Below are 21,108 nucleotides of genomic sequence, written 5' to 3'. Positions count from 1 at the left end.
CGGTCACCCGCTGGTGCGGTCAGTAGCGGTCGCCCCGGTACTCGCGGCCGTCGGGCACCTGCCCGTACTGGCCCCGCAAGTCGTCGTGGCCGTTGCGCCGGCCCCCGCGCGGGTCCCGAGGGTCCGGGTCACGCCGGGGCGGCTCCGCGCGGCCACCGCCGTACGCGCCGCCGCCCTGCGGGGCGCCCCCGTAGACCCCGCCGCCCTGGGGGCGGCCGCCACCGCCGCCGTAGACGCCGCCCTGCGGACGGCCGCCCTCGGCGGGACGCCCGCCGCCGTACACCCCGCCCGAGGCAGGTCGGCCGGCCGGTGCGCCGTAGCCGCCCCCGGCCGGGCCGCCGCCGTACCCGCCACCGTGGGGTCCGCCGGGTGGCGGACCGCCCTCGGCGCGGCGGTCGTCGAAGCCGTCGTTCAGCGAGGGTCCGTTCGGGCCCGGTCCGTCCGCCCGGTCGGTGGCCGGTGCGGGCCGGCGCCGGGCCCGGAGGATGCCGAAAATGCCCGCGCCGACCAGCAGGGCGCCGAGCACGCCGACCGCCGCGATCAGGTATGTGATCTCGTCCAGGGTCAGCCCCTCGACCCAGGACTTCTGCGCGCCCGGCTTGGCCACCTCACCGGCCGCCGGAAGCGCCTCGATCCCCTTGGTCGACGGGACGTAGCCGAGGATGTCGATCGGGTCGTCGGGGGCGAGCTGCTGACCGCCGTCCGAGACGGTGACGAAGGACTTGCCGTCCGGGGTGTAGGAGATCGCCTCGCCGAACGGGTCGGTCAGCGGGGTGACCCGCGGCTTGCCCGTGGACAGGGCGCCGACGATGTCACCGCCGGTTACGTCGAACTCGAAGGCGTCCGCGTACGTCCGCAGCACCACCTTCGTGCCGTCCGGGGAGCGGGCCGCGCCGGTGACCAGGAGCCGGCCGGCCGCGCCCAACTTGTTGTCGGTGGTGGTCTTGGGGAGCGTGACCTCGCCGAGCTTCCGCAGTGGCACCGGATCGGTGTCGCCGTTCTTCAGCGCGGCCGCCGGGGTGAAGATCTCCGACTTGCCGGAGAGCTCCTTGGTGATGATCAGCGGCTTGCCGTCGTCGCCGATGAGCAGCGCCTCGGCGTCGTGCGGCTGCTTGTCCGGGTACGACAGCCGGTGCAGCACCGGCTGCTTGGATCCGCTGACCGGCATGGTCCAGACGGCCACGCGCTCCCGGCGCTGCTTGCTGGTGATGTTGTCCCCGGTGTCCGCGATCCACAGGGTTCTGTGGTCCGGCGAGAGCGCCAGGTCCTCGGTGTCGAACGGCCCGTCCCCGGAGTAGCGGACCGGCTCCTTCGCGATCTTGCACTTGGTGTCCAGGTAGAAGACCCGCTTAAGGCTGTCCTTTTCGCTGCTGTCGTTGATGACGATGTAGCCGCTGCTCGTGGCCACCAGGCCGGAGAGCTCGCGCAGCCGCACGTCCTCGACGGTGCATTTCTTCTTACCGGGGGCCGCGGCCTGCACGGGGGCCGCGACCGGGCCGGCCAGGGCGATCCCGGCAGGCGCCACGGTTGCGCCGAGCAGGCCGAGCGCAACCGTGACCGAGGAGACAACGTGCCGCATGAGGCCCAGTGTCGCATGCCCGGTAACCCGGGCGGGTGACGCCGGACGCCTCACCGGCCGGCGCCGACCCGCTCCTCCTCGACGAACCGCTCACCGGCGTGGAACGGCGCCAGCTCGGCGGCGAGCGCCTCGCCCACCCGGACGTGCAGCAGCGTCCCCTCCGGCAGGTGGGCGGTGCTGAGCACCTCGCCCTGCCGGTGCACCCGGGCCACCAGGTCGCCCCGGTCGTACGGGAGCACCGCGTGGATCTCCACCGCCGGACGGGGCAGCCGCTCCTCGATCGCCTCGCGCAGCCCGTCGATCCCCCGCCCCCGGTGCGCGGAGACGAAGACCGCGTCGGGCCAGAGCCGCTTGAGCCGCAGCAGCGTCTCCTCGTCGGCGGCGTCGGTCTTGTTGACCACCAGCAGCTCGGGCAGCCGGTCGGCGCCCACCTCGGCGAGCACCTCGCGGACCGCCCGGACCTGCTCCTCCGGGTCCGGATGGGCGCCGTCGACCACATGCACCACCAGGTCGGAGTCGGCGACCTCCTCCAGGGTCGAGCGGAACGCCTCGACGATCTGGTGCGGCAGGTGCCGGACGAAGCCGACCGTGTCGGACAGGGTGTAGAGCCGCCCGTCGGAGGTGGTGGCCTTGCGGGTGGTCGGGTCGAGGGTCGCGAAGAGCGCGTTCTCGACCAGCACACCCGCCCCGGTCAGCCGGTTCAGCAGGCTGGACTTGCCGGCGTTGGTGTAGCCGGCGATCGCCACCGCGGGCACCGCGTTGCGGGACCGGCGGGCGCGCTTGGTCTGGCGTACCGTCTTCATGCCCTTGATCTCACGGCGCAGCCGCGAGATCCGGTTCCGGATCCGGCGCCGGTCGGTCTCGAGCTTGGTCTCACCGGGACCGCGCAGGCCCACCCCGCCGCCGGCGCCGCCGCCGCGGCCGGAACCACCGGCCTGCCGGGAGAGCGTCTCACCCCAACCGCGCAGTCGCGGGAGCAGGTATTCGAGCTGGGCCAGCTCGACCTGCGCCTTGCCTTCCTTGCTCTTGGCGTGCTGGGCGAAGATGTCGAGGATCAGCGCGGTACGGTCGACCACCTTGACCTTGGTGCGCTGCTCCAGGTTGCGCAGCTGGGACGGGGAGAGCTCACCGTCGCAGATCACCGTGTCGGCGCCGGTGGAGAGCACCAACGCGCCGAGGTCCTCGACCTTGCCCCGACCCACATAGGTGGCCGGGTCCGGCCGGTGACGCCGCTGGATCAGCCCCTCGAGCACCTGCGAGCCGGCCGTCTCGGCCAGCGCCGCCAGCTCGGTGAGGCTGTTGTCCGCGTCGTCCTGCGTGCCCTCGGTCCAGACACCCACCAGGACGACCCGCTCCAGCCGCAGCTGGCGGTACTCGACCTCGGTGATGTCCGTGAGTTCGGTGGAGAGGCCGGGGACCCGCCGCAGCGCTTGCCGCTCCGACAGCTCGAACTCGCCGGTGGTGGTGGCGTTGAGCTCGTCGTCCTCGAAGGGAACGTAGGTCTCCTGGTCTCGCAAATCGCGTCTCCTGTCCGTTCTGTCAGCTACCGAGGGATTTCGGGCTGGTACCGAGCATCCTGACATGTGGCAACGCCCGACGCACCCGCTATATGCCCGTGACACACACCCTCAACAGCGGGGGCGGATGCCGGGCGACCTCGGCGGGCGAGTAGAAATGCGGGGCGAGCCGCTCAGCGTTGACGGAGGGATTTCCCGTGGGCATCACCCGACTTCCGAGTGCGGGATTTTCGATCACGATCCGGATCGCGGTGACGGCGGACGCCTCCTCGATCGGCCGGCTGACCACCGCGGTGGGTGAGGCCGACGCGATCGTCACCGCGCTGGACGTGGTCGACTCCGACCCGACCAGCGTGATCGTCGACCTCACCTGTGACACCGCCGACGCCGGCCACGCCGAGCAGGTGGTCGACGCGCTGACCGCTCTCGACGGCGTGGACGTCCGCAAGGTCTCCGACCGGACGTTCCTGCTGCACCTGGGCGGCAAGATCGAGGTCAGCTCCAAGGTCGCGCTCCGCACCCGCGACGAGCTGTCCCGGGCGTACACCCCGGGGGTGGCCCGGGTCTGCATGGCGATCGCGGAGAACCCGGCCGACGCTCGCCGGCTGACCATCAAGCGCAACACGGTGGCCGTGGTCAGCGACGGCTCGGCCGTGCTCGGCCTGGGCAACCTCGGGCCGGCGGCGGCACTGCCGGTGATGGAGGGCAAGGCGGCGCTGTTCAAGCGCTTCGGCGGGGTGGACGCGTGGCCGGTGGTGCTGGACACCCAGGACACCGACGAGATCGTGGCGATCGTCAAGGCGATCGCACCCGCGTACGGCGGGATCAACCTGGAGGACATCGCCGCGCCGCGCTGCTTCGAGATCGAGGCCCGGCTGCGCGAACTGCTGGACATCCCCGTCTTCCACGACGACCAGCACGGCACCGCGATCTGCGTGCTGGCCGCGCTGACCAACGCGCTGCGCGTCGTGGGCAAGCAGCTCGCGGACGTCCGGGTCGTCGTCTCCGGGGCCGGCGCGGCCGGCACCGCGATCATGAAGCTGCTGCTGCGCCAGGGCGTGGGCGACATCGTCGCCTACGACCGGCAGGGCGCCCTGCACCGCGGGCTGCCCGACCTGAACCCGGCCTGGCAGTGGCTGGCGGAGAACACCAACAAGGAGAACTACTCCGGCGACCTGCCGGGCGCGCTGCGCGGCGCGGACGTCTTCATCGGGGTGAGCGCGCCGAACCTGCTCACCGGGGACGACATCGCGACCATGGCCAAGGACTCGATCGTCTTCGCGCTGGCCAACCCGGACCCGGAGGTCGACCCGCGGGAGGCGCGCAAGCACGCCGCGGTGGTCGCCACCGGCCGTTCCGACCAGCCGAACCAGATCAACAACGTGCTCGCCTTCCCGGGCGTGTTCCGCGGCATGCTCGACGCGCACGCCGAGGAGTTCACCGAGGAGATGGCGATCGCCGCGGCGCGGGCCATCGCCGACGTGGTCGGCGAGGAAAAGATCAACCCCACGGTGATCGTGCCGAGCGTCTTCGACTCGCGGGTGGCCCCCGCCGTCGCCGCCGCCGTCCGCGCCGCCGCCCAGCACCCGGCGACCACCCCGCCGCCGGCCGCCGACCCGGGCCCGGCCGACCTCCCCGAGATCGCCGCCAACGCCAGCGCCACCCCCTGACCCACCTCCGGGTGTGTTTCTCGTCGCGGTGGCGACCAGAAGCGCACCCGCGGGCGGCGGGCTCAGGCGAGCAGGGCGCTCCGGGTGACCTCGCCGGCGGCGACCAGCACCGCCGGCCCCGACAGCCAGCAGGAGTCCCCGGTCACCGTGACCGTGAGGCGCCCGCCGGGGACGTCCACCGTGACCGTGCCGGTGTCCCGGGCGGCGTCGCGCAGGGCCACCGCGGCCACCGCGCAGGCACCGGTGCCGCAGGAGAGCGTCTCGGCGGAGCCGCGCTCGTGGACCCGCATCAGCACGTGCCCGTCGGTGCCGTCCACCGGCTCCCCCGGGACGGTGAACTCGACGTTCACCCCGGCCGGGAAGACCGCCGGGTCGACGTCCGGCGCCCGGGTCAGGTCGAGACCCGCCAGTTCCAGCCCCGCCGGCAGGGCGCAGACCAGGTGCGGGTTACCGACGTCCACCACGGCGCCGGGCAGGGTCAACCCGCCCAGGGTGGCGGCGGCCGTGGCGTACAGCTGGGGGCGGCGCATCTCCACGGCGATGGCCTCGCCCTCGACCCGCGCGCGCACGACGCCGGCCCGGGTGGCCACCGGCACCGCCGCACCGGACGGCGTGGCCAGGCCGGTCTCCAGCAGGTACCGGACGAAGACCCGGGCCCCGTTGCCGCACATCTCGGCGAACGAGCCGTCGGCGTTCCAGTAGTCCATGAACCACTCGGCCTCGCCCGCGAGGGCCACCCCCTCGGGGTGCTTGGCCGCCCGCACCACCCGCAGCACGCCGTCCCCGCCGACCCCCCGCCGCCGGTCGCAGAGCGCCGCGACCAGCCGGGGCGTCAGCTCCAGCGCGCCGTCCGGGTCGGGCAGGATCACGAAGTCGTTGCCGGTGCCGTGGCCCTTGGTGAACTCCACGCCCCCATCATCCCCGATGGTCGGCGACCACTCGCAGCGCAGTCTCGACAAACGCCGGTGACGCCGAGTCCAGCCAGTGGATGCGCGGGTCCCGACGGAACCAGGACCGCTGCCGCCGGACGAACCGACGGGTGGCCCGGACGGTCTCGTCGCGCGCCTCGACCTCGGTCAGCTCCCCGGCGAGGAAACGCAGCACCTGCTGGTAGCCGAGCGCCCGGCTGGCCGTCCGCCCTGCGGGCAGGCCGCGCCCGACCAACTCCCGGGTCTCGGCGACCAGGCCGTCGGCCCACATCCGGTCCACCCGCAGCGCGATCCGCTCGTCCAGCAGCGCGGTGTCCAGGTCGACGCCGAGCTGCACCGCCGGGTAGTACGGCGTCGGCTCGGGCAGCGAGGCGGTGAACGGCGCCCCGGTCAGCTCGATCACCTCCAGGGCCCGGACGATCCGCCGGCCGTTGCCCGGCAGGATGCCGGCCGCCGCCACCGGGTCGGCCTCGGCCAGCCGGGCGTGCAGCGAGGCCGGGCCGACCACCGCCAGCTCGGCCTCCAGCCGCTCCCGCACCGCCGGGTCGGTGCCGGGGAACTCGAACTGCTCCAGCACCGCCCGCACGTACAGCCCCGAGCCGCCCACCAGCAGCGGCACCCGACCCCGGGCCAGGATGTCGTCGACCGCCGCCCGGGCCAGCCGCTGGTACTCCGCGACGCTGGCCGGCTCGGTCACCGGCCAGATGTCCAGCAGGTGGTGCGGCACGCCGTCCCGCTCGGCCGGGGTGAGCTTGGCGGTACCGATGTCCAGGCCCCGGTAGAGCTGCATCGAGTCGGCATTGACCACCTCGCCGCCCAGAGCGTGCGCCAGGGCGACGCTCAGCGCGGACTTGCCGGCCGCGGTCGGCCCGACCACGGCCACCACCGTGCCCCTCACGCCGGTTCCCAGTTCGCCACGAAGTAGGCAACGCCGTAGGGGGCCTCGTGGTAGCTGAGGTCACCCCGCCAGTCGCCGCCCGCCGGCCGGACCGCGCCGGCCAGCACCTGCCAGGGCGCCCGCCCGGCGACCTTCAGCTCCGCCGACAGCACCGGGTCCAGGCCGAGCAGGGCGTCGGCGTCCGCGTCGGCCAGGGCCCGGGCCACCCCCTCGTCGTACGCCTCGGCGCGCGGGTCGTCGTAGCCGGGCGACTTCGGCCCCCGGCACGCCGATCCGTCCCCCATCACCAGCAGCGCCACCCGGGGGCGGTACTCGTGCACCTGGCCGGCGAAGCTGCCCAGCTCGGCGGGGGTCGCCGCCGGGCTCACCTGGGCACCGACCACGCGCACGCCGACCCGCTGCTGGTTGAGCAGCCACGCCCCGACGGTGACGCTCAGCGGCAGGATCGCCCCGCCGTCGGGCAGCGCCGGCACGAGCGGGACGGCCAGGTCGAGGCCCCACGGGCGCAGCGAACCGGCTGCGGGCGGGATGATCCATCCCGTCGACGGGCCGGAGCCCAGGACGACCACGCAGTCCGGTCGGGCGGCGAGGAGCCGGGTGACGGCCGCGGCGGCGGCGGCGCGGAGGTCGTCCAGCTCGGGCGCGGCGGCACCGGCCAACTCGGGAACGATCAACGGCGGGTGGGGGCAGACGGCGGCGGCGACCAGAGGCACGGGGTTCACGGTAGCCGGACTCGCCGGTGCGTCCCCGCGCCGATCCGGTCATTCGAGGCCCAGGACACCGTATGGTCACGGTCGGCGACAGGCGCTCGACGCGGACGGGGGCGGACCTGTGACAATGCCCGGAGTAACTTTGCTGCGCCGTGGCGGCGATCGCGGGGGCTGTCCCGTCGACGCCGGGAGATCGAGGATGGGCACATGAGCGACTGGACTGCCTTCGGACGGGTGGACGCGGACGGCACCGTGTACGTCAAGACCACCGAGGGCGAGCGGGTGGTCGGATCCTGGCAGGCGGGGGCCCCGGAGGAGGGGCTGGCCCACTTCGCCCGGCGCTTCGCCGACCTGGTGACCGAGGTGGACCTGACCGAGGCCCGGCTCAAGTCGGGTGCGGCGGACGCCGGTGGGTCGCTGACCACGATCCGGCGGATCCGCGCCTCACTGGCCGAGGCCCACGTCGTCGGTGACATCGACGCGCTCGCCGCCCGCTTGGACAAGCTCGCCGAGGTGGCCGAGGCGAAGGCCGGCGAGGCGAAGGCCGCCCGCGACGCCGCTCGGGTCGAGGCCCTCGCGCGCAAGACCGCCCTGGTGGAGGAGGCCGAGAAGCTGGCCGCCGAGTCGACCGGCTGGAAGACCGCCGGGGACCGGCTCAAGGAGATCCTCGACGAGTGGAAGACCGTCCGCGGCGTCGACAAGAAGACCGACGGTGAGCTGTGGAAGCGGTTCGCCGCCGCCCGGGACGGCTTCACCCGCCGGCGGGGCGCCCACTTCGCCTCCCTCGACCAGCAGCGCAAGCAGGCGCAGACGGTCAAGGAGGAACTGGTCGCCGAGGCCGAGAAGCTGAAGGAGTCCACCGACTGGGCGGTCGCGGCCAACCAGCTCAAGGACCTGATGACCCAGTGGAAGGCCGCGCCGCGGGCGTCCAAGGAGGCCGAGCAGAAGCTCTGGGAACGGTTCCGGGCGGCGCAGGACGAGTTCTTCAGCCGGCGCAGCGAGGTCTTCTCCGCCCGCGACAACGAGCAGCGCGGCAATCTGGAGCGCAAGCAGGCCCTGCTCGCCGCGGCCGAGGCCCTCGACGTGGACGGCGACCCGAAGGGCGCCCAGGCGAAGCTGCGGGAGATCCAGGCGCAGTGGCACGAGGCAGGCCGGGTGCCGCGGGAGGCCGCCGCCGGGCTGGAGCGCCGGCTGCGCGCCATCGACGACAAGGTCCGCGAGGTCATGGACTCCGCGTGGCGGCGCACCACCAAGGAGGACAACCCGCTGCTGGCCCAGATGCGGACGCAGGTGGCCGAGGCCGAGGAGCGGCTGGCCCGGGCGCAGGCCGCCGGGGACGCCCGCCGGGTCAAGGAGGCCGAGCAGGCCCTCGCGTCGAAGCGGCAGTTCCTCCAGCTCGCCGAGCGGGCCGGCTGACCTGATCCACCCGGAGCCCCCGATCCCCGCACGGGACCGGTGGCTCCGCCATTTCCGAACATCCCGCGCCCCGGGCTGCCGTGGCCGCACCGGGGCCGATCCACTGCGGCGGGTGGGGCGCGGGACGGGGCGGGCGCCCGGACACCACGACGGCCGGGGCCACCACGGGGGGTCCCGGCCGTCGGCGGTCGGTCAGTGCGCGGCGCAGCCGCTGGTCGGCGCGGGCGCCGCGGCCGGCGTGCCGAGCGTGGGCAGCCCGAGCAGCACCCCGGGGGTACGCGGGGCGCGTCCCGCCTCGGCCGCGTCGCCGGCCCGGGTACGCCGGTGCGACAGCGGCCCGCCGTCGGCGTTGAGGTGGTGCGGGGCGGCGTACGTGACGGTGGTGTGCACGATGTCGCCGGGGCGGATCTGGCCGGCGTACGACCCGGCGTCGCCGTGCCGGCCGTTCGCTCCGGCCGCGTCCGCCGCGAAGTGCACCAGGCGGCCGTCGCGGGCGCGGCCGGACATCCGGCCGGTGCGCTCGTCCTTGCGCCCCTCGCCGACGGCGACCAGCACCTCGACGGTCTCCCCCACGAGCTTCCTGTTCTCCGCCCAGGTGATCTCCTCCACCGTGGCGATCAGCCGCTCGTAGCGTTCCTGCACGACCTGCTTGGGGAGCTGGCCGTCCATGGTCGCGGCCGGGGTGCCGGGGCGCTTGGAGTACTGGAAGGTGAACGCCGAGGAGAACCGGGCCGCGCGGACCACGTCGAGGGTCCGCTCGAAGTCGGCGTCGGTCTCGCCGGGGAAGCCGACGATGATGTCGGTGGTGATCGCCGCGTCCGGCATCGCCGCCCGGACCTTCTCGATGATCCCCAGGTAGCGCTCCGACCGGTACGACCGGCGCATCGCCTTCAGCACGTCGTCGGAGCCGGACTGCAACGGCATGTGCAGCGAGGGGCAGACGTTCGGCGTCTCGGCCATCGCGGCGATCACGTCGTCGGTGAAGTCCTTCGGGTGCGGGCTGGTGAACCGGACCCGCTCCAGCCCGTCGATGTCGCCGCAGGCGCGCAGCAGCTTGCCGAAGGCGTACCGGTCGCCGAACTCGACGCCGTAGGAGTTGACGTTCTGCCCGAGCAGGGTCACCTCCAGCACGCCCTCGTCGACCAGGGCGCGCACCTCGGAGAGCACGTCGCCGGGACGGCGGTCCTTTTCCTTGCCGCGCAGAGCGGGCACGATGCAGAACGTGCAGGTGTTGTTGCAGCCCACCGAGATCGACACCCAGCCGGCGTACGTCGACTCGCGCCGGGTGGGCAGCGTGGACGGGAAGACGTCGAGGGATTCGAGGATCTCCACCTCGGCGGCGGCGTTGTGCCGGGCCCGCTCCAGCAGCACCGGCAGCGAGCCGATGTTGTGCGTGCCGAAGACCACGTCCACCCAGGGAGCCTTGCGGACGATCTCGCCGCGGTCCTTCTGGGCGAGGCAGCCGCCGACCGCGATCTGCATCCCGGGATGCTTGTCCTTCACGGGGCGCAGATGACCCAGGTTGCCGTAGAGCCGGTTGTCGGCGTTCTCCCGGACGGCGCAGGTGTTGAACACCATTACGTCCGGGGTGTCGTCGGCCTCGGTGGCGCGCACGTAACCGGCCTGTTCGAGCAGGCCGGAGATGCGCTCGGAGTCGTGCACGTTCATCTGGCAGCCGTACGTGCGCACCTGGTAGGTGCGCGGGCTGCCCACGGCTGCGGTAATCATGACGTGCACAGCGTATCCGGGCCGAGTTGGTCGGACCGAACGAGGAGGAACCGTGTGCCGGAGCATCAAGACCCTGCGTGAGCCGTACGTCCCGGCGGTGACCGAGGAGGACGTCCGGGCTGCGGCGTTGCAGTACGTCCGGAAGATCTCGGGCTTCCGGACGCCCGCCGCCCACAACGCGGCCGCATTCGACGCCGCGGTGGACGCGGTGGCCGCCGCCACGGCGACCCTGCTCGATCAGCTGGTGGTGCGCGGCCAGCCGGCGACCCGCCCCTGACGCCGCCCGACGCGCTCCCCGGCCGGCCCGCCGACCCGCGCCGGCCGGGGCCGGGCTCAGGCTGCGGCGAGCGCGGGGGCGACCGAGTCGGGTGCCCACCGGGAGCGGTGGCACTGCGACCAGCCCCGGCAGCCGGGGTGGGCCACGGTGCAGAGCCGCTGGTCGGACAGCACCTCGCCGTCGTCGGTCTCGGTGACGGTGAAGTGCACCGGACGGATGGTGCCGTCCGGTGCGACCAGCAGGTGCCGGCCGGCGTCCAGGGTGTCGTCACGCATCAGGCAGTTGCGGTCCAGCAGCCTGGCCAGCGCCGCGATGCTGGGCAGTTCGGGTAGCCGCTCCGGCACCCCGTAGCAGTCGACCATCGTGCCGAACTCCCCCGGCGCCTCCCACACGTCGCAGATCACCGCGTACGTGGGCAGCCGGACCGGGTCGGCGACGGCGAGGGGCATCACCACCCGGCCGAGCGCCTCGGCCAGCGCGGGGTACACCTCCACGGGTGCCGCCCCGTCGATTCTCCAGTTCCACAGCTCGGTCATGCCGCCTCCTCGCTGTGCTCGTCCCACCGGCCTCCGGATCGGGCCTTAATGACGATGGTGGGGTGCATATGGCCTGAGCCGGGGGCAAGTTACCGGTCTGTGACCATTCCGGGCAAAATTTCCTCGGGCGCCATTGCTCCGAGTAGCGGGAAGATGACAGATTATCGGGTATCGTGTCCCGCCCGGCGGAACATGGCGGTCAGCGGACCCGGATCAGGTGCTCGCTCCGGGGCAGCAGCTCGCCGATCACCGTGCCGCCGGGCACCTCGCCGGCCACCAGCAGGCCGCCGGAGGTCTGCGCGTCGGCCAGCAGCAGCCGCTCCCCCTCGTCGGCGGCGCCGAAGTCCGTCCACGGGGTCACCCAGTCCAGGTTGCGGCGGGTCCCGCCGCTGACGTACCCGTCCCGCAGCGCCTCCCGCGCCCCCGCCAGGTACGGCACCCGGGCCGCGTCGATGGCGACCGTCAACCGACTGGCCCGGGCCAGCTTGGAGGCGTGCCCGAGCAGGCCGAAGCCGGTGACGTCGGTGCCGCAGCGGATGCCGGCGGCGACCGCCGCCCGGGCGGCGTCCCGGTTCAGCGCGCTCATCGAGGCGACCGCCTCGCCGAAGCGCTCGCCGGTCGCCTTGTGCCGGGTGTTCAACACCCCGACGCCGAGCGGCTTGGTCAGCGAGAGCGGCAGGCCGGCGCGACCGGCGTCCAGGGTGATCAGCTCCTCGGGCCGGACCACGCCGGTGACCGCAAGGCCGTACTTCGGGCCGTCGTCGTCGACGCTGTGCCCGCCGGCCAGGTGACAGCCGGCCTCCCGGGCCACGTCCTGGCCGCCGCGCAGCACCTCCCGGGCCAGCTCCAGCGGCAGCCTCTCCCGCGGCCAGCAGAGCAGGTTGAGCGCGACCAGCGGGGTGCCACCCATCGCATACACGTCGGAGAGCGCGTTGGCCGCGGCGATCCGACCCCAGTCGTACGCATCGTCGACCACCGGGGTGAAGAAGTCGGCCGTGCTGACCAGGCCGGTCCGCTCATCCAGCCGGACCACCGCGGCGTCGTCGCCGTTCTCCAGGCCGACCAGCAGGTCGGCGCTGCCGGTCGCCGGGCCCAGGCCGGCGACCATCGCCTCCAGCTCGCCCGGTGGGATCTTGCAGGCGCAGCCGCCGCCGCGGGCGTAATCGGTCAACCGGATCGGGTCGGTCATCCTCACATGATCTCCGCCAAATCCGGCCGGCGCCACCGGGCGGGCCGGTGCCTGACGGAATTCGGACTCCCCGGCACGCCGCCGACCGGTGTTACCGCTCCGTGACCAACTGGGTTGCGTTCCGCCACGTCAACCCGCCTACAGTTGCCCAACCAGGGGTCGACCGACCCCGCTTCCGGGACGGACGACAGGGACGGTGGACGACGTGACGACGGGCGAACCGCTCATCGTGCTGGACGGGGTCAACAAGTACTTCGGCCCGCTGCACGTGCTGGACGACGTGTCGCTCTCCGTCGGCAAGGGCGAGGTGGTCGTGGTCATCGGCCCCTCGGGCTCCGGCAAGTCGACACTCTGCCGGGCGATCAACCGCCTCGAGCCGATCAACTCCGGCACCATCACCTTCGACGGGCAGCCGCTGCCCGCCGAGGGCAAGGCGCTGGCGAAGCTGCGCAGCGAGGTCGGCATGGTCTTCCAGTCGTTCAACCTCTTCGCGCACAAGACGATCCTGGAGAACGTCACCCTCGGCCCGGTGAAGGTCCGCAAGGAGAAGCCGGCCGCCGCCCGCGAGCGCGGCCTGGCCCTGCTGGACCGGGTCGGCATCGCCAATCAGGCCGACAAGTACCCGGCCCAGCTCTCCGGCGGCCAGCAGCAGCGGGCGGCGATCGCCCGCGCGCTGGCCATGCAGCCCAAGGCGATGCTCTTCGACGAGCCGACCAGCGCGCTCGACCCGGAGATGGTCGGCGAGGTGCTGGACGTGATGACCGCGCTGGCCCGCGACGGGATGACGATGGTCGTGGTCACCCACGAGATGGGCTTCGCCCGACACGCGGCCAACCGGGTGATCTTCATGGCCGACGGCAAGCTGGTCGAGGACGCCCCGCCGACCGAGTTCTTCGCCAACCCGCGCAGCGATCGGGCCAAGGACTTCCTCTCCAAGATCCTCACGCACTGAGCGTCCCTAGTGGAGCGTGTCGTCCCCCGGCGGGCTCCCGTTGAAGAAGGAGAAGTGTATGCGTTACAAGCGCGTGGCGGCGGTCGCCATGATGGCCTCCCTCGCTCTCTCGGCCGCCGCCTGCGGCAAGGAGGGCAACCCGACCCCCGGCAGCGGCAACGCGTCCGGCGGCGCCCAGTCCGACACCTGCAAGTCCTCCGGCGTGACCTTCACCCCTAAGTCGGACGCCAACATCGCCGGCAGCCCTGCCTTCCAGAAGATCAAGAGCGCCGGCAAGGTCACCGTGGGCGTCAAGTTCGACCAGCCGAACCTCGGCTACAAGGACGCCCAGGGCAAGCGGTGCGGCTTCGACATCGAGATCGCCCAGTATCTCGCCAGCACGCTCGGCGTCGACCCGGCGAAGATCGAGTACAAGGAGATCGCCTCCGCCAACCGGGAAACCGCGATCAAGGGCGGGGAGATCGACTACTACGTCGGCACCTACTCGATCACGGACAAGCGCAAGAACGACGTCTCCTTCGCCGGCCCCTACTTCGTCGCCGGCCAGGACCTGCTGGTGCGCAAGGACGAGTCGGCGATCACCGGCAAGGACGCCCTCAAGGGCAAGAAGGTCTGCTCGGCCACCGGCTCGACCCCGATTCAGCGGGTCCGGGACGAGGGCCTGACCGAGGCGAACAACATCGTCGAGTTCAAGACCTACTCCGAGTGCGTCTCGCAGCTGCTCGACAAGAAGGTCGACGCGGTGACCACCGACGACGCCATCCTCAAGGGCTACGCGGCGCAGAACCCGGACGAGCTCAAGGTCGTCGGCCAGCCGTTCAGCACCGAGAAGTACGGCATCGGCCTGCCGAAGGACGACAAGGCGATGCGCGACTACGTGAACAACCAGATCGAGGCGGCGTTCACCGACGGCACCTGGCAGAAGATCTACGACGGCACGCTGGGCAAGTCCGGCTCGTCGGCGACCCCGCCGAAGCTTGAGCGGTACTGACCGACAGTCTCGACACGTGTTGGGGGCGCCGGGCGGGTTCATCCCGTCCGGCGCCCGTCCGAGGACTGAGAGCGAGGCATGGGCGAGTTCTTCCGCGTACTGACGGACAACGCGCAGCTGTTCGTCGACGGGTTCACCAACACCGTCAAACTCTTCCTGATCGCCGCCGTCGGCAGCATCGTCCTCGGCACGCTGCTCGGAGCGATGCGGGTATCCCCCGTCCCGGCGCTGCGGGCGTTCGGCGCCACGTACGTCAACCTGGTCCGCAACACCCCCTTGACGCTGGTCTTCGCGTTCCTCGTGTTCGCGGTGCCGAAGCTGGACGTCAACATCGACTACTTCCCGAGCGCCTGCATCGCGCTGACCGTCTACACCTCGGCCTTCGTGTGTGAGGTGATCCGCTCCGGCGTGAACACCGTCGCCGCCGGCCAGGCGGAGGCGGCCCGGGCACTGGGGATGACCTTCGGTCAGGTGCTCAGCCTGATCGTGCTGCCGCAGGCGCTGCGGGCGATGGTCCCGCCGATGATGAGCGTGTTCATCGCGATGCTGAAGAACACCACCATCGCCGCGGGCTTCTCGGTGTTGGAGGCGGGTGCGATTCCGCAGTACATGGCAGAGCGGGGCGAGCCCCAGTTCGCCGTGCTGCTCTGGATCACCATCGGCTTCCTGATCCTGATCCTGCCGCTGGTGGCCCTGCAGCGGTTCCTTGAGCGCAAGTGGAGGGTGGCACGATGAGTCAGGCGTCGATCCTCTACGACCTGCCCGGCCCCCGGGCGCGGCGGCGCAACGCGACTCTCGGCGTCGTCTCCACCCTCGGCATCATCGCCCTGATCGCGTTCATCGGCTACAAGTTCGCCCAGACCGGTCAGTTCGAGGCCCGAAAGTGGGAGCAGTTCCAGTACGCCTCGGTGCAGCGCGAGCTGCTCGGCGGCCTCTGGGCGACGCTCAAGGCGGCCGGCATCGCCGGGGTGCTGGCGCTCCTCTTCGGCGCGGTCTTCGCCAGCGCCCGACTGAGCGACAAGTGGATCCTGCGCACCCCGGCCACCTTCGTGGTGGAGCTGTTCCGGGCGATCCCGCTGCTGATCCTGATCTTCTTCGGCTACTACGTGCCGCTGCAGTACGGCTGGTCGATCGACAAGCTCTGGGCCCTGGTCATCGGGCTGATGCTCTACAACGGTTCGGTGCTGGCGGAGATCTTCCGGGCGGGCATCAACGCGGTGCCGTACGGGCAGTCCGAGGGCGCGTACGCGGTGGGCATGCGCAAGAACCAGGTGATGCGGCTGATCCTGCTACCGCAGGCGGTCCGCTCGATGCTGCCGGCGATCGTCAGCCAGCTCGTCGTGCTGTTGAAGGACACCGCGCTGGGCTTCATCATCACCTATCCCGAGCTGCTCTTCGTCGGCAAGCAGATCGGTGGCCGGCTGCCGTTCGGGCTGCCGTACGTGCCGGCGTACCTGATCATCGGCGCGGTCTACATCGCCATCTGCGGCTCGCTGTCGATCCTGGCCTGGTGGCTGCAGAAGCGGATGGGCCGGACGCCAAAGACGGCCGGCAGGGTGCTGCCGGCCCAGGACGCCGGCGAGGATGCCGCACGGATGGTGTGACGACAACACCTCGGCGGGCGGGTGGTACAGCCACCCGTCCGCCGATGTCATCCGATCTCAGACACTGCCGGTAGGAGTAACCCGCGTCAGCGGGCGATCTCGGTCACTCGGGACTCGCGGACCACGGTCACCCGGATCTGACCGGGGTAGGTCAGCTCCTCCTCGATCTGCTTGGCCACGTCCCGGGCCAGCACCGCCGCGCCGATGTCATCGACGTCCTCCGGCTTGACCATCACCCGGATCTCCCGGCCCGCCTGCATGGCGAAGACCTTCTCCACGCCGACCTTGCCGGCCGCGATCTCCTCGATCCGCTCCAGCCGCTTGACGTACGCCTCCAGGCTCTCCCGCCGGGCGCCCGGCCGCCCACCCGAGCAGGCGTCGGAGGCCTGGGTGAGCACGGCCTCCACCGTCTGTGGCGGCACCTCGTTGTGGTGCGCCTCGATGGCGTGGACGACGTCCTCGCTCTCGCCGTACCTGCGGGCCAGATCGGCGCCGATGATGGCGTGGCTCCCCTCGACCTCGTGGGTGAGCGCCTTGCCGATGTCGTGCAGGAACGCCGAACGCTTGATGGTCGGCACGTCCAACCGCAGCTCGGCGGCCATGATCCCGGCGATGTGCGCGGTCTCCACCAGGTGCTTGAGCACGTTCTGCCCGTACGACGTCCGGTAGCGCAGCCGGCCGAGCAGGGTGACCAGCTCGGGGTGGATCTCGGTGATGCCCACCTCGACGAGGGCGTCCTCGGCGGCCCGGTGGCAGAGCTCCTCCACCTCGTGGCGGGCCAGATCGTAGACCTCCTCGATCCGGTGCGGGTGGATCCGCCCGTCGAGGACCAACTTCTCCAGGGTGAGCCGGCCGACCTCCCGGCGGACCGGGTCGAAGCAGGAGAGCAGCACCGCCTCGGGGGTGTCGTCGATGATCAGGTTGACCCCGGTGACCGACTCGAAGGCGCGGATGTTGCGCCCCTCCCGGCCGATGATCCGCCCCTTCATCTCGTCGCCCGGCAGATGCAGGACGCTCACCACGCTCTCCGCGGTCTGCTCGCTGGCGACCCGCTGGATGGCGTCCACCACGATGTGCCGGGCGCGCTGCTCGGCGGTGTTGCGGGCGTCCGACTCGATGTCCCGGACCAGCAGCGCGGCCTCCCGCTTGGCCTGCCCCTCGATCGCCTCGACCAGCTCGGCCCGGGCGGCGTCGGCGGTCAGCCCGGCCACCCGCTCCAGCTCCCGGCGGCGCTGCTCCTCCGCCTCGGCCACCGCCCGCTCCCGCTCCGCCAGGGCGTTCTCCCGGGCGGCGAGGGCCGCGCTGGCGGCGGTGAGCTGCCGCTCCCGGGCGGCGAACCGCTCCACGTCCTCGGTGTGCTGCCGCTCCCGGTCGTCCATCCGCGCGGCGCGCCGTTCCACCTCGGCGGCCTGCTCCCGGGTGGTCGCGGCGAGCACGGCGACCTCCCGCTCGCCGCTGCGCCGGGCGGCCGTACGGAGCTGCTCGGCGTCCGCCTCGGCCTGGTTGTGCGCCCGCTCCAGGACGGTGTCGGCCTCCGCCCGGGCGTCGTCGAGAACCCGGCGGGCCTCCGCCCGGGCCGCCTTCGCCTCGGCCTTCGCGCCGGCCGCCTCGGCGCGGGCCGCGGCTGCGGCCGATTTCGCCACGTCGATGGTGCTGTTCGCCTCGTCGGCAGCGGTGCGCAGGGCGGCGAGCGACTGCTCCTGCCGATCCTTCTCGGCGACGAAGGCCGGGTCCTCGGGGGCCGGCGCGACGCCGATCCGGCGCAGCGCCCGGACGCCGACCAGGACGGCCCCGACCACCACGACGGCCAGGATCACCACCACCGCGAGGATGACGACGTCGAAGGCGTTCATGCCGTCGCCTCGGCGCGTGCGGTCGTCTCCCGACCGTCGAAGCCTGGGGCCGTCTCCCGACCGCCGGTGGCGTGGTCGGCGCCCGACCGGCCGGCGATGCGTGGAAGACCGCCGGTGAACCGCTGCCGCACCGCCATGGCCGCCTCCCCTGAACGTCGACGCCGCAGAAGGCGTGCCGGGGGCACGCACCTGCGGCTCTGGACGCCCGACCGGAGCGGCTGGCAGTGGGTAGCTCTCCCCTCGGCGGTGCCCTCGAAGGGCACCGCCGACGGCCGGTTGCAGTTGTCGGTCAGCTCCGGACCGGCTGTCCGCAGCTGCCGTCAAGGGCCGGTGAAGCTGGCCAAAGTGATGCTGTTCTGTTACGAGATCTATGTTGTGCGCTTAGCCTGCGCTGGTCGGGCAATGTGAGCCTGTATGGCGAGGCTAGGTCGCCGGGGGCGGTTCGGTCAAGGACTCATGATCAAACCACCCGGACGGAGAGAAGTTGCGGCATCACCCAGCGCTGACCAGATGCCGGACACGGGCGGACAAACACGGCGAGCCGGCCGGACGATGAGCGGTGTCGGCCCTGCTCAGCGGGCACCGAGCGCGACGGCGGCGGAGACCAGCGCGGAGTTGTCGGCCGCCGGCGACCCGTCCGGCAGCACGATGGTGTCCTCGAGACCGATCCGGGTGCCCAGGCCGCGGCGTACCGCGTCGGCGAGCACCGGCCAGGTGGCCGGGCCCTCGCCGTGCAGCAGCACCGGCGGACCGTCCGGCGGAAGCGTTGCGAGGGTCGCCGCGGCGTCGGCGAGCGCCACCTCGGGGGCCTCGGCCACGCACTCGACCAGGATCCGGCCGACCGGTGTCCGCTAGCGCCGCCAGGCCCCGACCGCCGGCACCGTCCAGAGCCCGACCTCGACCAGCACGCCCCGCTCGTGCAGCGCCGCGGCGACCGCCTCCGCGCCGGGCTCGTGGGCGTTCACCGAGGCGAAGTCGGGCGGCGTCGGCCGCCAGCTCGACCGGGGTGACCGGGACGGCGACGTGCTCGTCGCGGCGCCGGCCGCCGTTGAGACAGGCCTTCAGCACCCGACCGACCCTCCCGTCCGCGCTTCCGCTCCAGGTCACAGTCAGCCGAGGGCGCGGTTGTCCCGGTCGAGTTCACCCTCGGCGTCGGCGAGGGCGTCGGCGTCGATCTGCTCGGCGAACTCGGCCGCCTCCGCGCTCTGCGCGGCGAGGGCATCCTTCACCGCCCGGATGGCCACGCCCGGCGGGTAGCCCTTGCGGGCGAGCATGCCCACCAGCCGGCGGAACACCGCGTCCGGCTCGCCCCGGACGGAGCGCAGCTTCCGTTCGACCAGGGCACGGGCGGTCTCCGCCTCGGTCTCCTCGTCCAGCTCGCCGAGCGCCTCGCTGGCCACGTCCCCGTCCACACCGTGCTGGCGCAGCTCGTTGGCGAGCGCCCGCCGGGCCAGCCCCCGGCCGGCGTGCCGGCTGGCGACCCAGGCCCGGGCGAAGGCGGCGTCGTCGATGATGCCGACCTCGTCGTACCGGTCGAGCACCTGCGCGGACACCTCCTCGGAGATGCCGCGCTTCGCCAGCGCGCCGGCCAGCTCCGCCCGGGTACGCGGCCGCACCGCGAGCTGCCGCAGGCAGATCTCCCGGGCCACCTCGGCCTCGTCGCGCGGCGGCCCGGGGGTCGCCTCCGGACCGGCCTCCTCGGACCGGCCGCGGCGACCCCGCCGGGGCCGGGGCGTCGTGTTGTCGTCCCCCGCCCGGGGCGGGCTGGCGTCCCAGCCCCGCCCCGTGCGGGCGCGTCGTCCTGTCACTTAACCGGCGACCGGTCAGAAGTCGACCGGCGGCAGCTCCGGGCCACCGGCGGCGTCGCCCGCGCCGACCCCGACGCCGAGCTTCTCCAGGATCTTCTTCTCGATCTCGGCCGCCACGTCCGGGTTTTCCTTGAGGAACTCGCGGGCCTTCTCCTTGCCCTGGCCCAACTGGTCGCCGTCGTAGGTGTACCAGGCGCCAGCCTTGCGGATGATCGCCTGCTCGACGCCGACGTCGATCAGCGAACCCTCGCGGGAGATGCCCTTGCCGTACATGATGTCGAACTCGGCCTGCTTGAACGGCGCGGCGACCTTGTTCTTCACGACCTTGACGCGGGTGCGGTTACCGACCACGTCGGTGCCGTCCTTGAGGCTCTCGATGCGGCGCACGTCGAGCCGGACCGAGGCGTAGAACTTCAGCGCCCGACCACCGGTGGTGGTCTCCGGGCTGCCGAACATCACGCCGATCTTCTCGCGGAGCTGGTTGATGAAGATCGCCGTGGTGCCGGTGTTGCTGAGCACACCGGTGATCTTCCGCAGCGCCTGGCTCATCAGCCGGGCCTGCAGACCCACGTGGCTGTCACCCATCTCGCCCTCGATCTCGGCGCGCGGCACCAGGGCGGCGACCGAGTCGATCACGATGACGTCGATCGCGCCGGAGCGGATCAGCATGTCCGCGATCTCCAGCGCCTGCTCGCCGGTGTCCGGCTGGGACACCAGCATCGCGTCGGTGTCGACGCCGAGGGCCTTCGCGTAATCCGGGTCGAGCGCGTGCTCGGCGTCGATGAAGGCGGCGATGCCGCCCGCCCGCTGGGCGCTGGCTACCGCGTGCAGGGCGACCGTGGTCTTACCGCTGGACTCGGGGCCGTAGATCTCGACCACCCGGCCGCGAGGCAGGCCGCCAATGCCGAGCGCCACGTCGAGCGCGATGGAACCGGTCGGGATCACCGAGGTCTGGATGACCGGCCGGTCCCCCAGCCGCATCACCGAACCCTTGCCGAACTGCTTGTCGATCTGAGCGAGAGCAAGGTCGAGTGCCTTCTCCCGGTCAGGACCTGCTGCCATCGTTGCCACCCCTGCCTTCGCCGGCGTCTTTCCTGAGCTTCGCGTCACGCGGGACACGCTAGGCGCTGGGTCCGACAGAAAACCAGCCGACGGGCCGCGAGCTGTGGACGAGCACCCCGCTGTGGACAATAGCCGAACAGGTGTACGACTCGACAAGCGACACGCGGAAGTGGCGAAAAGGCTGCTCAGCGTAGCCGGGCGGGCACCCGGTCGGGATAGGCGGAGACGACGGCCCGCCAGACCACGTGGGCCTGCTCACCCGATCTCAGCGCCTGCTCGATGGTCCGCCCACCGAGCTGGGACAGCACCTGGTCACTGGCGATGCTGGCCGCGTAACCCGGCCCGAACACCTCCTCCAGCCGCGCCCAGAAGTCGGTCAGCCGCACGTG

The 21,108-nt window shown here is 72.4% G+C and carries 21 protein-coding genes; 7 read left to right on the top strand and 14 right to left on the bottom strand.

Features of this window, described 5'->3' with window-relative positions; all coding sequences use genetic code 11:
• Positions 1 to 19 precede the first annotated feature (19 nt).
• Positions 20 to 1,579, bottom strand: coding sequence for a hypothetical protein (locus SLP03_RS20940; protein ID WP_319462314.1), 1,560 nt, complete (start codon positions 1,577 to 1,579; stop codon positions 20 to 22).
• Between the two features lie 50 nt (positions 1,580 to 1,629).
• Positions 1,630 to 3,096, bottom strand: coding sequence for a GTPase HflX (hflX, locus tag SLP03_RS20935; protein WP_319462313.1), 1,467 nt, complete (start codon positions 3,094 to 3,096; stop codon positions 1,630 to 1,632).
• Between the two features lie 197 nt (positions 3,097 to 3,293).
• Between hflX and SLP03_RS20930 the strand changes: the two genes are divergently transcribed.
• Positions 3,294 to 4,766 (top strand): NAD-dependent malic enzyme, encoded by a 1,473-nt coding sequence (locus SLP03_RS20930; RefSeq protein WP_319462312.1) that lies wholly within the window; start codon positions 3,294 to 3,296, stop codon positions 4,764 to 4,766.
• 62 nt (positions 4,767 to 4,828) lie between these two features.
• On the opposite strand, the gene dapF is transcribed toward SLP03_RS20930, so the two are convergent.
• Genes dapF through SLP03_RS20915 form a run of 3 tightly spaced genes read right to left on the bottom strand, consistent with a single transcriptional unit; the run spans position 4,829 to position 7,315 of the window.
• Positions 4,829 to 5,674: a diaminopimelate epimerase gene (gene dapF, locus SLP03_RS20925; RefSeq protein WP_319462311.1), complete on the bottom strand. Its 846-nt coding sequence runs from the start codon at positions 5,672 to 5,674 to the stop codon at positions 4,829 to 4,831.
• A 7-nt stretch (positions 5,675 to 5,681) separates the two neighbouring features.
• Complete coding sequence (gene miaA / locus SLP03_RS20920; RefSeq protein WP_413644608.1) at positions 5,682 to 6,605, bottom strand: tRNA (adenosine(37)-N6)-dimethylallyltransferase MiaA; 924 nt, start codon at positions 6,603 to 6,605, stop codon at positions 5,682 to 5,684.
• Complete coding sequence (locus SLP03_RS20915) at positions 6,590 to 7,315, bottom strand: hypothetical protein (protein ID WP_319462309.1); 726 nt, start codon at positions 7,313 to 7,315, stop codon at positions 6,590 to 6,592. The genes miaA and SLP03_RS20915 overlap by 16 nt, the downstream gene beginning before the upstream one ends.
• Before the next feature lie 195 nt (positions 7,316 to 7,510).
• Between SLP03_RS20915 and SLP03_RS20910 the strand changes: the two genes are divergently transcribed.
• On the top strand, positions 7,511 to 8,719 hold the full coding sequence (locus tag SLP03_RS20910; protein ID WP_319462308.1) for a DUF349 domain-containing protein: 1,209 nt from the start codon (positions 7,511 to 7,513) through the stop codon (positions 8,717 to 8,719).
• Between the two features lie 192 nt (positions 8,720 to 8,911).
• Here the strand turns inward: SLP03_RS20910 and miaB are convergent, their stop codons facing one another.
• Positions 8,912 to 10,447 (bottom strand): tRNA (N6-isopentenyl adenosine(37)-C2)-methylthiotransferase MiaB, encoded by a 1,536-nt coding sequence (gene miaB, locus SLP03_RS20905; protein ID WP_319462307.1) that lies wholly within the window; start codon positions 10,445 to 10,447, stop codon positions 8,912 to 8,914.
• Between the two features lie 52 nt (positions 10,448 to 10,499).
• On the opposite strand from miaB, the gene SLP03_RS20900 reads away from it, so the two are divergent.
• Complete coding sequence (locus SLP03_RS20900; protein WP_319462306.1) at positions 10,500 to 10,724, top strand: DUF2277 family protein; 225 nt, start codon at positions 10,500 to 10,502, stop codon at positions 10,722 to 10,724.
• Between the two features lie 56 nt (positions 10,725 to 10,780).
• Here the strand turns inward: SLP03_RS20900 and SLP03_RS20895 are convergent, their stop codons facing one another.
• Both SLP03_RS20895 and selD read right to left on the bottom strand, forming a co-directional pair.
• Complete coding sequence (locus SLP03_RS20895) at positions 10,781 to 11,260, bottom strand: hypothetical protein (RefSeq protein WP_319462305.1); 480 nt, start codon at positions 11,258 to 11,260, stop codon at positions 10,781 to 10,783.
• Positions 11,261 to 11,459: 199 nt separating this feature from the next.
• Positions 11,460 to 12,449, bottom strand: a complete 990-nt coding sequence (selD, locus tag SLP03_RS20890) for a selenide, water dikinase SelD (RefSeq protein WP_319462304.1) — start codon at positions 12,447 to 12,449, stop codon at positions 11,460 to 11,462.
• 196 nt (positions 12,450 to 12,645) lie between these two features.
• On the opposite strand from selD, the gene SLP03_RS20885 reads away from it, so the two are divergent.
• The 4 genes from SLP03_RS20885 to SLP03_RS20870 all read left to right on the top strand — a co-directional run bounded on the left by SLP03_RS20885 (position 12,646) and on the right by SLP03_RS20870 (position 15,996).
• Positions 12,646 to 13,401 carry an amino acid ABC transporter ATP-binding protein gene (locus SLP03_RS20885; RefSeq protein ID WP_319462303.1) on the top strand — a complete coding sequence of 252 codons (756 nt, stop codon included), beginning with the start codon at positions 12,646 to 12,648 and terminating at the stop codon, positions 13,399 to 13,401.
• Between the two features lie 58 nt (positions 13,402 to 13,459).
• Positions 13,460 to 14,392, top strand: coding sequence for a glutamate ABC transporter substrate-binding protein (locus SLP03_RS20880; RefSeq protein ID WP_319462302.1), 933 nt, complete (start codon positions 13,460 to 13,462; stop codon positions 14,390 to 14,392).
• Between the two features lie 78 nt (positions 14,393 to 14,470).
• Entirely contained in the window at positions 14,471 to 15,127 is a 657-nt protein-coding gene (locus SLP03_RS20875) for an amino acid ABC transporter permease (protein WP_319462301.1), read from the top strand.
• Complete coding sequence (locus tag SLP03_RS20870) at positions 15,124 to 15,996, top strand: amino acid ABC transporter permease (protein ID WP_319462300.1); 873 nt, start codon at positions 15,124 to 15,126, stop codon at positions 15,994 to 15,996. Before SLP03_RS20875 ends, SLP03_RS20870 begins: the two co-directional genes overlap by 4 nt.
• Before the next feature lie 86 nt (positions 15,997 to 16,082).
• Here the strand turns inward: SLP03_RS20870 and rny are convergent, their stop codons facing one another.
• The 6 genes from rny to SLP03_RS20840 all read right to left on the bottom strand — a co-directional run bounded on the left by rny (position 16,083) and on the right by SLP03_RS20840 (position 21,105).
• A complete protein-coding gene (gene rny, locus SLP03_RS20865) occupies positions 16,083 to 17,849 on the bottom strand; it encodes a ribonuclease Y (RefSeq protein WP_319462299.1) in 1,767 nt (588 codons plus the stop codon).
• Positions 17,846 to 17,986, bottom strand: coding sequence for a hypothetical protein (locus SLP03_RS20860; RefSeq protein WP_319462298.1), 141 nt, complete (start codon positions 17,984 to 17,986; stop codon positions 17,846 to 17,848). Before SLP03_RS20860 ends, rny begins: the two co-directional genes overlap by 4 nt.
• Before the next feature lie 435 nt (positions 17,987 to 18,421).
• Positions 18,422 to 18,667 (bottom strand): 3-keto-5-aminohexanoate cleavage protein, encoded by a 246-nt coding sequence (locus SLP03_RS20855; RefSeq protein ID WP_319462297.1) that lies wholly within the window; start codon positions 18,665 to 18,667, stop codon positions 18,422 to 18,424.
• A 291-nt stretch (positions 18,668 to 18,958) separates the two neighbouring features.
• Positions 18,959 to 19,657 (bottom strand): regulatory protein RecX, encoded by a 699-nt coding sequence (locus SLP03_RS20850; protein ID WP_319462296.1) that lies wholly within the window; start codon positions 19,655 to 19,657, stop codon positions 18,959 to 18,961.
• A 15-nt stretch (positions 19,658 to 19,672) separates the two neighbouring features.
• Positions 19,673 to 20,719: a recombinase RecA gene (gene recA / locus SLP03_RS20845; protein WP_319462295.1), complete on the bottom strand. Its 1,047-nt coding sequence runs from the start codon at positions 20,717 to 20,719 to the stop codon at positions 19,673 to 19,675.
• 185 nt (positions 20,720 to 20,904) lie between these two features.
• Positions 20,905 to 21,105, bottom strand: coding sequence for a DUF3046 domain-containing protein (locus SLP03_RS20840; RefSeq protein ID WP_319462294.1), 201 nt, complete (start codon positions 21,103 to 21,105; stop codon positions 20,905 to 20,907).
• Positions 21,106 to 21,108: the final 3 nt, after the last annotated feature.

Source organism: Micromonospora sp. RTP1Z1, assembly GCF_033804685.1.
Taxonomy (GTDB): domain Bacteria; phylum Actinomycetota; class Actinomycetes; order Mycobacteriales; family Micromonosporaceae; genus Micromonospora.
Note: the sequence above shows the minus strand (reverse complement) of the source record. Positions and strands in the feature narration are given on the sequence as shown.